The 13,122-nt window shown below is 68.8% G+C and carries 12 protein-coding genes; 3 read left to right on the forward strand and 9 right to left on the reverse strand.

The genetic code is table 11. The features are described from left to right. Positions 1 to 14 precede the first annotated feature (14 nt). Positions 15 to 515, reverse strand: coding sequence for a DoxX family protein (locus BJ987_RS00980; RefSeq protein WP_209883795.1), 501 nt, complete (start codon positions 513 to 515; stop codon positions 15 to 17). A gap of 25 nt (positions 516 to 540) precedes the next feature. After that, positions 541 to 1,413: a VOC family protein gene (locus tag BJ987_RS00985; RefSeq protein WP_307869394.1), complete on the reverse strand. Its 873-nt coding sequence runs from the start codon at positions 1,411 to 1,413 to the stop codon at positions 541 to 543. A gap of 86 nt (positions 1,414 to 1,499) precedes the next feature. Between BJ987_RS00985 and BJ987_RS00990 the strand changes: the two genes are divergently transcribed. Further along, positions 1,500 to 2,444 carry an Lrp/AsnC family transcriptional regulator gene (locus BJ987_RS00990; protein ID WP_209883797.1) on the forward strand — a complete coding sequence of 315 codons (945 nt, stop codon included), beginning with the start codon at positions 1,500 to 1,502 and terminating at the stop codon, positions 2,442 to 2,444. A 43-nt stretch (positions 2,445 to 2,487) separates the two neighbouring features. Here the strand turns inward: BJ987_RS00990 and BJ987_RS00995 are convergent, their stop codons facing one another. Next, on the reverse strand, positions 2,488 to 3,396 hold the full coding sequence (locus BJ987_RS00995) for a ferredoxin family protein (protein WP_307869395.1): 909 nt from the start codon (positions 3,394 to 3,396) through the stop codon (positions 2,488 to 2,490). Positions 3,397 to 3,422: 26 nt separating this feature from the next. Beyond that, entirely contained in the window at positions 3,423 to 4,223 is an 801-nt protein-coding gene (locus BJ987_RS01000) for an alpha/beta fold hydrolase (RefSeq protein WP_307869396.1), read from the reverse strand. A 161-nt stretch (positions 4,224 to 4,384) separates the two neighbouring features. Between BJ987_RS01000 and BJ987_RS01005 the strand changes: the two genes are divergently transcribed. Next, positions 4,385 to 5,086, forward strand: coding sequence for a class I SAM-dependent DNA methyltransferase (locus BJ987_RS01005; RefSeq protein WP_209883801.1), 702 nt, complete (start codon positions 4,385 to 4,387; stop codon positions 5,084 to 5,086). On the opposite strand, the gene BJ987_RS01010 is transcribed toward BJ987_RS01005, so the two are convergent. From BJ987_RS01010 to BJ987_RS01020, 3 genes are all read right to left on the reverse strand, one after another. Next, entirely contained in the window at positions 5,077 to 6,576 is a 1,500-nt protein-coding gene (locus BJ987_RS01010; protein ID WP_209897684.1) for a DNA polymerase Y family protein, read from the reverse strand. The genes BJ987_RS01005 and BJ987_RS01010 overlap by 10 nt on opposite strands. A 475-nt stretch (positions 6,577 to 7,051) precedes the next feature. Beyond that, a complete protein-coding gene (imuA', locus tag BJ987_RS01015) occupies positions 7,052 to 7,804 on the reverse strand; it encodes a DnaE2-dependent mutagenesis accessory factor ImuA' (RefSeq protein ID WP_209883803.1) in 753 nt (250 codons plus the stop codon). A gap of 956 nt (positions 7,805 to 8,760) precedes the next feature. After that, positions 8,761 to 9,069: a hypothetical protein gene (locus BJ987_RS01020; RefSeq protein ID WP_209883805.1), complete on the reverse strand. Its 309-nt coding sequence runs from the start codon at positions 9,067 to 9,069 to the stop codon at positions 8,761 to 8,763. 524 nt (positions 9,070 to 9,593) lie between these two features. Here BJ987_RS01020 and BJ987_RS01025 point away from each other — a divergent pair. Beyond that, a complete protein-coding gene (locus BJ987_RS01025; RefSeq protein ID WP_209883807.1) occupies positions 9,594 to 10,739 on the forward strand; it encodes a serine/threonine-protein kinase in 1,146 nt (381 codons plus the stop codon). Between the two features lie 100 nt (positions 10,740 to 10,839). Here BJ987_RS01025 and BJ987_RS01030 read toward each other — a convergent pair whose 3' ends face one another. Both BJ987_RS01030 and BJ987_RS01035 read right to left on the reverse strand, forming a co-directional pair. Beyond that, entirely contained in the window at positions 10,840 to 11,520 is a 681-nt protein-coding gene (locus BJ987_RS01030) for a response regulator (RefSeq protein WP_307869872.1), read from the reverse strand. 90 nt (positions 11,521 to 11,610) lie between these two features. Beyond that, entirely contained in the window at positions 11,611 to 12,996 is a 1,386-nt protein-coding gene (locus BJ987_RS01035) for an ATP-binding protein (protein ID WP_209883811.1), read from the reverse strand. Positions 12,997 to 13,122 lie beyond the last annotated feature (126 nt).

The following is a 13,122-nucleotide window of genomic DNA, read 5'->3' on the forward strand; positions in this document are numbered from 1 at the left end:
CGGGCTCGGTCTTTCTACGCCACGCGCATCTCGGGACGAGTGCGCGCGGACACCGCCCCGGATCCCCACAGCGCGAGGGCGATATACCCGATCTGCTCCGGAATCCGGAACCACAGCGGGGTCGCCGGATCACCGTTGAGCGGGATGTCATCGAGTGCCGCGTGGATGTTGGCGGGCAGCATCAGCACGAACAACAGCGCGAGCACCATGCCGGCGACAGGCCGGGTCGCCGGTATCAAAAGGCCGATGGCCCCGGCCAATTCGACGACTCCGGTCAGGTAGACGAGGAAGTCGGCGAAGGGCATGAAGCCGGGCACCATCGCGACCAGGTCGTCGTGGCTGGGCATCACCGTCACACTGTCGGGCACGAAGTGCGCGCTGCCGGTCATCAGCAGCAGCACCGCCAAGCCGTGGATGGCGCTGGAACGCCAACTAGCGAACCGGCCTACTCCGAAGGCGCCGAGAGCACGGAACAGCAAGGCCGGGACCGCGAGCAAAAGCACAGTGTCGAACATGAGGTGTCTCCTGAGAATCAGTGATCTAGCCGGTGAAGAACAGCCCGGCCCCGCCGGCGTCCCGGGCTGAGACGAAGAACCCGCCGTCGGCGGGACGCGTTGCGGTACCGCCGCTTTCGACGATCTCGCGCGCCCGCTCGGGATCCTCGACGCGAATCGTCATCGCGGCGAGGTACGAGGCGGCGGGCGCCGGCTCGCCTGGCAGCACGTCCTCGACATCGGCGGAATCGACGAATTCGATTCGGGCCGAACCAATTTGCAGCACCGTGCGCGCACCCTCCCGCACGGGGCGACGACCTGCCAGCCGCGCGTACCTGTCGACGATCGCGGCCGACTCGGCTGCCGCGGCGACGATCAGCACCGCACCGATGCCGCGTGCGCCGTTCTTATGGCCGAGATAGCGCGGCTGGTGCACATATTCGCGAGTGAGGTGCTGCGCCAGGCCCAGGCGTGCCTCCGGTGTCGACTCCGGATCGACGTGCACCGCACGGGCCCGCATGACGCGCGGACCATCCGCGGTGTCGACTTCGCGTTCGAGATCCAGTACCCCGGAGGTCCGTAAACCCGCGCCGCGCAGCAGGTCATTCGCGGCGGTGGCGTCGGCGGTGTCGAGATTCAGCAGGCGGAAACCCTCGTATTCCGCGGCTATCGCCCGGGTATGCCAGGGATCGGGCGCGGTGTCATCGACTATGCCGAGCAGTTCGATGTAGGAATCCTCGAACAGCGCGCAGCGATTCGCGGTGCAGCCCGGGACCGGCGGTGCACCGGGGCCCGCGCTCAGCAAGTGCCGGGAGCGTGGGCTCAGCGTGAAGCCGAACGACGCGTAGCGGCGCTCGAGCTCGTCGAGATCGCGGGTGAGGATGCCGGTGTGGTGAAAGCCGTTGATGCCATTGGTCACGGCAGCGATCCTCGGCGGCGCGCCGACCACACGTCCACGACAATCGGTGGCTACGCCGGTATCCGGCACTGTCGTAGCCTGTGCTGGTGGATTCGGTCAGGCTGGATACCGTCGACCTGGCGTTGCTGCACGCGCTGCAGGTCGACGGGCGCGCGCCGTTCAGCCGGATCGCCGAGGTGCTCGAGGTCTCCGACCGCACCATCGCGCGGCGGTTCGCCCGGCTGCGCGCGCGGGGTCTGGCGCGGGTGTGCGGGGTACCCGACAGTTATCGCATCGGCCAGTCGGAATGGCTGGTGCGCTTGCGTGTCCGGGCCGGCGGCGCGAACATCGTGGCCCGCGACCTGGCGCGCCGGCCGGATACCGCGTGGGTGACCGTGCTGGCGGGCGGCGCGGAAGTGATGACCATCCTCCGGGTCGACGGGGAGCAGCCGCTGCCAGCGTTGTCCAGGCATTCGCAGGTGCTGGCGGTCGACACCCAGCGGCTGCTGCGGCATCTCACCGAGCTGCGCTGGCGCGGACGGACCAGCGCGCTTTCCGCCGAGCAGGTGGCCGCACTCGGCCCGCCGGAACCGGGTGTGGCCGAAGCGATCTCGTTGACCGATCTGGACCGGCGGCTGCTTCCCGCCCTGGCGCGGGACGGTCGCGCCGACTATCCGAGCCTGTCCCAGGCGGTCGGCTGGTCCGAATCCGCGGTCCGGCGCCGCCTGGACGAACTGCGCCGCCAGCGCGTGGTGCGGTTCGACGTGGAAATCGATGCCGCCGCCCTCGGCTTTCCGGTGCACGCGCTGCTGTGGCTGAACGTCGCACCCGCGCGGCTTTCCGGCGTGGCCCGGATGCTGGCCGGCCATCCCGAAGTGGCTTTCGCCGGTGCGACCACCGGCGCGCACAACCTGCTGGCCATCGTGGTCTGCCGGAACGCCGCCGCCCTGTTCGACTATCTGACGGACCGGATCGGCACGATCGAGGGCATCGAACGGATGGAGTCCGCGCCGATCACCGCCATCGCCAAGCGGTCCGCGCCCGCCGACTGAGCGAAGACTCGGCGATTCGTGCGGTGGCGTCGGCCCTTTGCGCTCAGGCGAGAGGTTGGATCGGGTCGGCGATTAGCGCGGTGACGGGTTTGGGTGCGGCGCCGCAGCTGGCCTGCCGCGGGGCGAAGGCCACGGTGCGGGCGGTTACCCGCCAGCGGCGGCCGTCGCGGTGCGTGACCACCGCTGTGCCCGCCACGGTGGGATCGGTTGTGGTGGAATCGGTTTCAAGGCGCACGGTAAGGGCGTCGAGAGCGTCCGGATGCTGTTCGCGGACAGCGATTTCCGCGACCTGCTCGATCGGTTTGTGGCCGCTGCGGCCACGGAAACCGGTCAACGAGATGGCACCGCGACGGGCGGCTTCGACTGCCGCCGTGGCGGATTCGGTATCGACGCGGCCATAGGTCAGACCGGTCGGCAGCAGCACCATCGCGGGAGCGAAGCGATGCCCGCCGGTATGCGAGCACTCCCACACCCGCTCGGGGTATGCGGTCGCCAGATCGGCGGCGATCGGGCGGCCCAGCAGCGCACAGCACTGGTCGCGTTTGCCGTGCGCGCATACCAGAATCACCGGATCGTGCACGCGCGCACCGATTCCCGGGGGCGGGCCGCTCAGCAGATGCAGGTCGATGTCGAGCAACTGCTTCAGATCAGTGATCTGGAAACGTTCACACCAGGAACCCTCGGGACGGGAATTGGCGATCAGCACCGTACGGGTGCCGGTGAATTCGTTGCGGCCAGGTCGGCGGATCAAGGTCGGACGGACGTGCGCGGCGGCGGTGCGGGCCGCCAGTTCGGGTGTGATCTCCGGGCCGAGGACCTCGTCGCCGATCACATCACGCCCCCAGGCGCCCGGCTGTTCGATGCACAGCCAGCCGCCGACCCGGGTCGCGGTGCCGGGCAACGGAACGTCGATCGCGGCGGCCGCGGAGCAGGTCAGACCCTCGAAGTTCACGGTTTCACTGTAGGACCCGGGCTTGCTCACGCCGACAAGCCGGCCCGGCCGGGCACCGGCTGGTTCAGGAACGGCAGCACCGTGTGCTTGAACTCGCGGTACCGGTCGCGGTGGATGCTGTGACCGCAGGTGAAATCGGCGACGGTGCAGTCCGGGATGGCCGCGCTCAGCACGGCCAGCTTCACCGGATCGACCATCCCGCCCGGCCCGCCGCGCAGGACCAGGGTCGGCGCGGTGATGTCGGCCAGCCGATCCCACCACTCGGGGTTGGGTTTGCGGAACTGCTCCAGCGCGGTGCGCGTCATGGTGCGATCGAAGGCCAGCACCGCACGCGGATGCCGGACCACGCTGGTGGTGGCATGCCAGAGCTCAGGCACGGTCGGGAACCGGCGGGTCAGCGGTTGCTGCTCGTCGCCGGAACGCAGGGGCAGCGGGCACTCCTCCATGACCAGCCGCCGCACCAGGCCCGGCCGCTCCTGCGCGATACAGGACACCGCGTAGCCGCCCAGCGAATGACCCACCAGGTCCACCGAACGCACCCCGAGGTGGTCGACCAGCCGCAGGACATCGGCGCCGAACTCGCCGAACAGATAGGACTCGGTGTGCGCGCTGCGTCCATGCCCGCGCAGATCCGGAATGATCACCCGCCGCCCAGCACGCAGCAATTTCCGCGCGAACCGATCCCAGGTGTAGCCGTCGCCGCCCATCCCGTGCACCAGCACCACCGGGACCTCGCCGCCCCCGTCCGGCGGCACCGGGCAGGACGCACCCGAATCGCGATACGCGATCCGCACCCCTCCCAGCACCACATCCCGAGTCAGCTCCACGATGTCCGAGGATACTGACAGTTGTCCGCCCCTTGCCCAGGATTTGTCGGGCATCACAGGCCGCCCCCAGGGTTACCCGGCTGGTCTCGAAAGACCCCGATCGGCTGCCGCCGCCGGGTAAATTCATGGCGACCGCTGGGGATTCACGAAATACTGCCGAGATGCCGACTTTCGCGGATTTCGATCGACGCAATTATCCGACCGTGGATGTAGCCACCGGATACGACGGGTGGGCGCCGACCTACGACCGGACCGTGCTGGACTCGATGGACCTGGCGTTGCTGGACCGGCTACGGCAACCGCGCTGGACGCAGGTGCGACGAGCCGCGGACCTCGGATGCGGGACCGGCCGCACCGCGCAGTGGCTGGCCCGGCAAGGCATCTCGCACATCGACGGCGTCGATATGAGCGCGGGCATGCTGGAGCGAGCTCACGACCGCGGCGTGCACACCTCGCTCCGGCAGGCGGATGTGCGCGCCACCGGACTCACCAGCGGCGCCTACGACCTGGTCATCGCCTCCCTGATCGATGAGCATCTGCCCGATCTGGCCCCGTTCTATGCCGAAGCCTGGCGGCTGGCTGCCCCCGGCGGCACCTGCGTCATGGTCAGTTACCACCCGCAATTCATCATGGTGACCGGCATGCCCACGCACTACACGCCCGACTCGGGCGAGCCAGTGGCGATCAGCACCCATCTGCACCTGCTCAGCGAACACCTGACCGCGGCCCTGAACGCGGGCTGGGTCCTCACCGAGATCACCGAAGCCGTGGTGGACGACACCTGGCTCGCCGCCAAACCCAAATGGTCCGAGCTGCGCGGCCAGCCCTTCTCGCTCGCGCTGGTCTGGTCGCGTCAGTCGTAGATGCCTTCGGCGTGCCAGGTGTCGGCGCGGTAGATGAGTAAGAGAACGCGGGTATCGGAGGGGGCGCCGTCGAGTTGGACCTGGGCGCGGGCCGTGACGGTGGAGTCGGGGGTCCACCAGCGATCGTCGATGGGCCAGGGCCCGGCCCAGCCGGCCAGGGGCCAGTGGCGACTGCCCCAGGTCAGCCGGGCCGGAGGTGCGGTGAACAGACCCCGATCGGTGATCCGGACCGGGGTGCCGTCGGCCGCTTGCAGCAGGACCGCGGGGCGGTTCAGCAGGAGCATGGCGGGAGCCGGTTGCGGGAGGCTGCCGGGCCAGGGCTGATCCGGGTCGGCGGCGGGGACCGGTTCGTCACCCAGCACCACCATGGTGATGCGTTCGGCGGGGCCGCGGCCGCCGCTGAGCACGCCGAAGCGCACCGCCTCGCCGCCGAGCAGCCCCTGCACGCGGATCAGGGCGCGGCGCGCGCGCTCGGTTTCCTCGCCGACCCCGCCCCACAGGCCGAGCTGGAGCGTGCCGGCCTGCGCGATCTCGACGGGTTCCAGGCGCAACAGAGTGAGGGGAGCGGTCGGACGGTCGCGGCGGGTCAGCCAGCCGTCGAGTTGCCAGCGCACCCGGTCGGCGGTGCCCTCCGGGGTCAGCGGTTCCGCGCAACGCCAGATCCGGGAGAGTTGCTCGCCCGCTTCGGTTTCCGCGTACACCGACAGGCGCGTGCAGGACACCGACGCGGCCGACAGCACGGCATGCAGCCGGGCGGCCAGCATCCGGCCGGCGAAGGCGGCGGCGTCGACCCGATCGATCGGCGGATCGCAGCGGTACTCCACGTGCAATTCCGGCGGTGGACGGCGTGCGGAGGGCGGGCGTTCCGGTACGGCGCGGGCACAGCGATGCGCCAGCACCGCGTCCCGGCCGAACCGCGAGGCGACATCGGCGGCGGTCAGCGCCGCGAAGTCGCCGATGCGGCGTAAACCCAAGCGATGCAGCAGATCTACGAGTTCATGACGCTCCGGTGCGGCCAGGCTCGGTTCCACCGCCAGCTCGCCGATGGGCAGCGGTGCGAGAAAAGCCGCCCCCTCCCCCGGCGCCACGATCGCGGCCCGCTTGGCCGCGATCACCGCCGTGGACAACTCGTCGGCGATCCCGATCTGCGCTTCCACCCCGACCGCGGCCACCGCGTCGACGAGCCGTTCAGCCGCCGCCTCCTCGGACCCGAAAAACCTTGCCGCACCACGCGCCCCGAGCACCAGCAACCCCGGCCGCAGCACCTCCACCCCGGGCACCGTCTCGTCCACGGCCGCCACCACCGGCTCGAACAACCGCGCGTCCCGATCCGAATCCGCCTGCACCAGAAACAGTTCCGGGCACCGCGCCTGCGCCTCCCGCCGCCGCAACCCACGCCGCACCCCCTCGGCCCGCGCCACCGCCGAACACGCCACCACCTGATTCCCGTACAACACCGCCACCGGCCGCGTCGCCGGCAACTCCGCCATCGCCGCAGCCGCCACCGCAGGCCAATCCAGACACCACACCGCCACCACCCGCGCGCCCACCCGCTCCCCGCCGCTCACGCGGCGGATCGAACTTGGTCTGCACACGAAACACCCTGCCGCACAGGCAATCTCGGGACACGAGACTTCCGAGCGAAAGCGCGCTCCACAGCACCGGCGTCACCACTTGGTGCACTGGTGCCGACGCGAACGTCCGGCTTCCCGCTGCTCGTGCCACCTGCACGCTGAAGGATTGGGCCTCGAAAAGTTACGAGGGGAAGCGCGCTTAACGACAGTCCACAGCGTTCGGCGCACGCGGGTACTGGCAACGTAGCTCGGCACAGCAGCTGCGTAGCTCGGCACAGCAGCCGGGAAGCTCGACACAGCAGCTGCGTAGTTCGATACAGCAGCTGAGGAGAAGTGCGGGAATTTGCTCGGCGCACCGGGAATGCGCGGGTGGTCGACAAGGTGACGGGTGTCATGAGGCGGCGCCTCGGGCGCGGAGTGGGAGTTCAGTGTGGTGGGCGTCGGTTTGCTGGGGGAACCATTGGACGCGGCCGGCGGTGGGGCGCAGATCGAGGTGGCCGTGGCGGGGTGTGCCGGTCTTGCCGCGCACCGCGACTTCCAGGGTCAGGGAGTGCAGGCGGCCGTGGCCGGTGCCGAGTCCGACGTAGCCGGCGATGCGGGCGTCGATGCGCAGAGCGGGGTTGGGCCAGGCGCCGTCGGTGACCACGAGAGTGGCGCCCTTGTTGCGGGCGCGGGCAGCGAGAACGCGGGCGCGGGCGGGCGCGACGGAACCGCCGTCGAGACCGAGAACAACCAGATCCAAGCCGTCCAGCAACACAGAGGCAACCTCGATGGGATCCGGCCCGGGTTCGGCGACCACCGCGAGACGCGCCAAGTCGGCCCCCATCTCCGCCGCGGCGAGCAAGCCGAAGCGGGGCAGGCCCACCACCGCGGCATGGCCGCCGTCCTCGGTGACCGCGGCGAGCAAACCGGCGAGCAGCGAGCGGGCACCCGCGTAGGCCACCACCGAGCCCTTGACCAGGCCGCCGTCCGGCAACAGCTCCGCAAGCGCGGCGGGGACCGGCAGCGCCTCCCGGCGCAGTTCGGCGGCGTGCGGCGCCCGCTCGACAGCGGATTCCCCGCGACCAGGTATAGCGGCCATTTTCCGGCGGAGTTCAGCCAGCTTCTGTTGTTGTGTCTCCCCCACGCGCGCGTCCGAACCCATCACAACCACCTACTTCCCACGATGGACTGGGCGAAGCGAGCGGACCAGCCAGCACCGATCCAGCTATCGATTCATATCGAATATACGTTCGATACCTACTCCAGTAGAAACCCACCCCCCGAATCCGTCAAGCGTGTGGGACTACAGGTCGTCACATGCGGACGCCCACCGGCGCCTGTCGCCGTGGCCAGCACCTCGACCGGCAAGTCCCCGCCGCGGCACTCAGCAGCATGTCCGTCATTCCCAGCGGATCAGCCAGCCACTGAGACGACAGCGTGTCCACCGCCGCCAACGCAGGCCGCCGCCCCCAAGTCACCGCCGCATACCCCCCAAACCGGTGACCCGCGACGTCGCAGCGAACTCCCCCTCATCGCGCGGTCTGATTCGCTCAACAGGGCGAACATCGATCGACCATCTGCCCGAATTCATCTCCCCCAGGCAATGAGGAACATGCCCACGCGGGCCTTCAGCAATGGCGAACCTCAACCGCATCGGCTACGCCAACTTCGACCAGATCACCAAGCAAAATCGAGCATCATCAACAGCGGTGCCCCGGCCAACGACTCGAACCCACCGCCGCGCTCACCATGTATTGCAGTCCAGAACAATGCCGCCGTATACGCGCCCAGGAAAACCGCCGCACCGAAGCGCACCCGTCTAGCGGCAAGGTCACCAGCACCCGAACCGGCGCTGTCACCTCCCCAGCCCACGGAACAGCTTGCCGTCCAACAAGTCGGCTGATCTCCATCGATCACCAACCCGTCCTCATCTGGCCCCACCGCCGGCATCGGCAAAGCCAGTCCAGCCGCCACTCCCCCTATCGGTGACAACCAGCCTGCATTCCGCTCAAACCAGAGGCGATCGCCTTCGCGGTAGGCAGCGACAATTCTGCCCATCCCTCGATATAGGTGCAGGCTTTGCGTAGAGTCGGTCCGCTCCACGCAAAGCCTCGCCGTCTACTGATGAAGTTCGACACCGGCGGGGAGGTCGTACTCTTTGAGCACGACCGCATCGCTGTAGTCGGGATCGAAATCCTCATTATCTCGGGAAACTACGAACTGGATCTTCAAATACATCTCAGGGTTGTAGTCCTTGAGAGGCTCGAGCGACACCCGATGAGAACTGCCGAATGGGTCGGACAGCGCGCCCTCCCAAGAGCCGCCGAATTCCTCGATGTAACTCCGTATGGTGCGGCCTGGATAGCCGTGCCGTTCAACGGGGTTCAGCGCGAGCGCTTCAGCGGTGATTCTGACGCGATTCGTCATGGTAGCTCCCAAAGCATTCGGTGGAGTATCGCCCCAGCACAGAACATCTGATCACAACTGCGGCACACAACAGCCAAACATCTGCATCGCAAGTTGTTCACCACTAGGATTCGACGCCCTTGCGGCACAACCGGTTCCACCCCGTTCCGGTGACCTAACTCACACAAGCGGCCAGGATTGGCCGTAAACGTTTGGGGTGGCAATCCAACTCCCGCTGGAGTGGGTCACCCGGGCGCGAAGGACCGGTGACAACCATCGCCTGTAGCACTCCCGAAGGAGCGTGGTCGGCGGCCACAGCTGGTGACAACTACAGCGTGTCGCGCGGACGGACCGCCCAGAGTCGTTATCCGAGCTCAGAGGCGGAGGCATGGGAACCGTGGCGGCAGACGCCGAGCGGGCAGGGGTGTGCCGGGAGGCGGCGGTTGCCAGAAAACTGGTCAGTTGGGTTTGAAATCACTTGGCACGTTTCGCCTTATCACGGTTCGGCGAGTACGGAGGTCGCCGCGTCGGATACCCTGCAACCCATGATCGAGCGCCCCCGACCCATCGTCGGCCCGGACTATCTGGTCGCCGGCCGCTACCGTCTGCAATCGAAGCTCGGTGGCGGCGGTATGGGCGCGGTCTGGCTGGCGCACGACCGGTTGCTCGATCGCGACGTCGCCATCAAGCAGGTGCTTTCCACGGCCGGGCTGGACGAACGCCAGGCCACCGAGATCCGTAACCAGATCATGCATGAGGGCCGGGTCGCGGCGAAACTGTCGCACGACCACGCCATCGCCGTCTACGACGTGGCGCTGGAAGCCGGCGAACCCTGGCTGGTGATGGAGCATCTGCCCTCGCGCAGCGTGGCCAAGGCGATGGCGGTGTTCGAGACGCTCCCGGTCATCGAGGTGGCGCAGATGGGCGCGCAGGTCGCCGACGCACTCGCCGCCGCGCACGCCGTGGGCATCACGCACCGCGACATCAAACCGGGCAATATCCTTGTGGCCGACCGGGGTCCGGCCGTCGGCATGGCCAAACTCAGCGACTTCGGTATCTCCCGGGGCGCGGGCGAACTCTCCGACGAACCCGAAGGCGTCATCACCGGCACCCCCGCGTATCTACCGCCGGAGGTGGCGCGCGGCGCGCAGCCGACCGAGGCCAGCGATGTCTTCTCACTCGGCGCGACGCTGTACACCGCGATCGAGGGTCAGCCGCCGTTCGGTCTGGACGAGGACGCCAACGTCCTGGTCGAGCGGGCCGCGATGGCGCAGATCATTCCGCCGCAGCGCTGCGGGGTGCTCACCAACGCGCTGCTGCACATGATGGAACCGGCGCCGCAGCGCCGCCCCACCATGGCGGAGGCGCGCGACGAAATCCTCACCGCCGCCTTCGGTCCCGGCACCGGGCCCTACATTCTCGGCGCGCCGGTGCGCGCCGAAGACGGCACCATTCCGGCATGGGCGACCCGCAATTCCGCGTCCGGCGTACGCAGCCCGCATGCGGCCCCGCTACCCCGCCCGCACCGCCAGCAGACGAACGCGCAGCCGGAGCCGACCGGCCAGCGATCCACTAGTCAGCGCCCCCTCGGCCGCAAACCCCCGCAGACCAGCAACGCGCCGTTGGTGATCGCCATCGGCCTGCTCGTCGGCCTCGTCCTCCTCATCGCGATCGTCATCGCGCTCATGTGAGGAAGGCCGCGCTGCCGACCGAGGTGATCGTCTGGGCCGACAATCGGCCTGCATGTCCGCAACCCCTCGTCGGCACTGCAGCGGGAGGCGCCGGGCCGCTCTAGTCGATGCGGCGGCGATGCGCCCAGCGGGTGAGTGCGTTGCGGTTGGACTGCTGGGTTTTGCGGAGCACGTTGGAGGCGTGGGTTTCCACGGTTTTCACCGAGATGAACAAACTTTCGGCGATTTCGCGGTAGGTGTAGCCGCGAGCGAGCAGGCGCAGCACCTCGAGTTCGCGGGGTGTCAGCGAATCCAGCTCGGGATCCAGCGGCGGTTCCGGGACCGGGGACTTTCCGGTGAAGGAGTCGAGCACGAAACCGGCCAGTCGCGGACTGAACACCGCGTCCCCGCCCGCCACCCGGCGGACGCCGGCGGCCAGCTCAGAACCCGAGATCGTCTTGGTGACGTACCCGCGCGCGCCCGCGCGGATCACGGCGATCACGTCTTCGGCGGCATCGGAGACGCTGAGCGCCAAGCACACCGGGCGTACGCTCGCGGCCCCGGCCTGCGCTTGTTCCGGGGCTTCGCCCCAGGCCTCGATACCTTGCAGCACCGCGACCCCGCCGCCGTCGGGCATATGCACGTCGAGCAGCACCACATCCGGCGTGGTCGCCTTGATCCCGGCGATCGCCTCGGCCACCCCACCGGCCTCGCCGACCACTTCCATATCCGCCTCGCGACTCAGTTCCGCCCGCACACCGGACCGGAACACGGCGTGATCATCGACGAGAAAAACCCGCACGGTCACCTGCTTCTCCTCACCCGTGGACCAACCCACCGGACTACACCGGCCGAGCCCGGCCGGCATTCCATCGGTATCACACTCGCGGCGCTACTCGCCGGGGACCGGACGCGCGATACGCGCGGTCGGCGCGTCGGCGGAGATGGGCGAGAACTCCGGCACGCCCTCGGAACTCGCCGCATCGGCTTCTTCGGCCACCCCGGAATCGGTGCGCGGCATGATGATTCGCACTTCGGTGCCGCGCCCCGGATTGGACAGGATCTCCACCTGACCGCCGCGGCGCTCGATCCGTCCGCGAATCGACTTCGCCACACCCTGCCGGTCCTGTGCCACCGCGTGCACATCGAACCCGGCGCCGCGATCACGCACGAAAATACTGACCTGGTGCGGTTCGGCCTCGGCGAACAGGTCGATCTCCGGCACCCCGGCGTGCTTGGCCGCGTTGACCAGCGCCTCCCGGCTCGCGCCGAGCAGCGCCGTGAAATGTTCCTTCGGTAAACCGTTTCCGCTGTCGTCGGTGTCCATCGAGACGTCGCCGACGGTCACCGGAGTCACCTTCACCCCGTGCTGGTCCTCCACCTCACCGGCGATGGTGCGCAGCGCGGCGGCCAGACTCGACTCCGCCGGGCCGGGATCCTCGAACAGCCACTTCCGCAGCTCGCGTTCCTGGCTGCGGGCCAGCCTGGTCACCTCCTGCGGGTCGGCGGCCTGACGCTGGATCAGCGCGAGCGTCTGCAGCACCGAATCGTGCAGGTGGGAAGCGATCTCCTCACGCTCCTCGTTGCGAATGCGCGCGGCGCGTTCGGTATTCAGCGCCCGCATCATGCGCAGCCACAGCGGCACCGTCAGCAGACCCGCACCGACCAGCGTCACCGCCACCGCGATCAGCGCCGAACCGAGCGAGCTCAAATCGATCCGGGCCAGCACCACCACACCGAGCCCGGCCACGATCATGGTGGCCCCGGCGACGATGCGCGCCCACGTCACCACCGAGGAGCGCGCGGGCAGCCCGAGCAACGAGCGCGGGCCGTCGGTGTCGTACTCGCGCCACACCAGCGCCGCACCGACCGCGACCACGATGATCGGCACGATCACCTTCGCCGCCATGGTCCCGTTCATCAGCCAGGACACCGCGATGGTCAGCCCGAGTCCGAGCAGCGCCAGCCCGATCGACCGCCGCCGCTCCGTCCCGGAGGGTTTCACCTCATCCGAACCACCGGGGGTGAAGATCCACAGCAGCCCGTAGGCGACGACGCCCGCTCCGGCCAGCGCGGACAGCAGGACGAAGGCCATCCGCACCTTGAACGCGTCGAGCCCGAGATGATCGGCGATACCGCCGGCCACCCCGCCGACGATCCGCCCACCCGAGCGCCGCTCCAATTTCGGCTGCTCCGCCCCGGCATGAAACACCAGCGTCGGCTTGCCGCGCGGGTCCGCACTTCGGGCAGCGTCGAACGCGGGCATGGACGGGTACATGCCTTCGATACTGGCACGCCACACCGACAGCCAGCATCAGGAATCACCCTGATCTTCGGCTGTCCGGACCGGACCGCGGCGGCCGTATCCGCCTGTTCGGCCGCTCCGGTCCGGATAACTCGCGAC

Origin of the sequence: Nocardia goodfellowii (assembly GCF_017875645.1) — a bacterium.
In the GTDB taxonomy this organism is placed as follows: domain Bacteria; phylum Actinomycetota; class Actinomycetes; order Mycobacteriales; family Mycobacteriaceae; genus Nocardia; species Nocardia goodfellowii.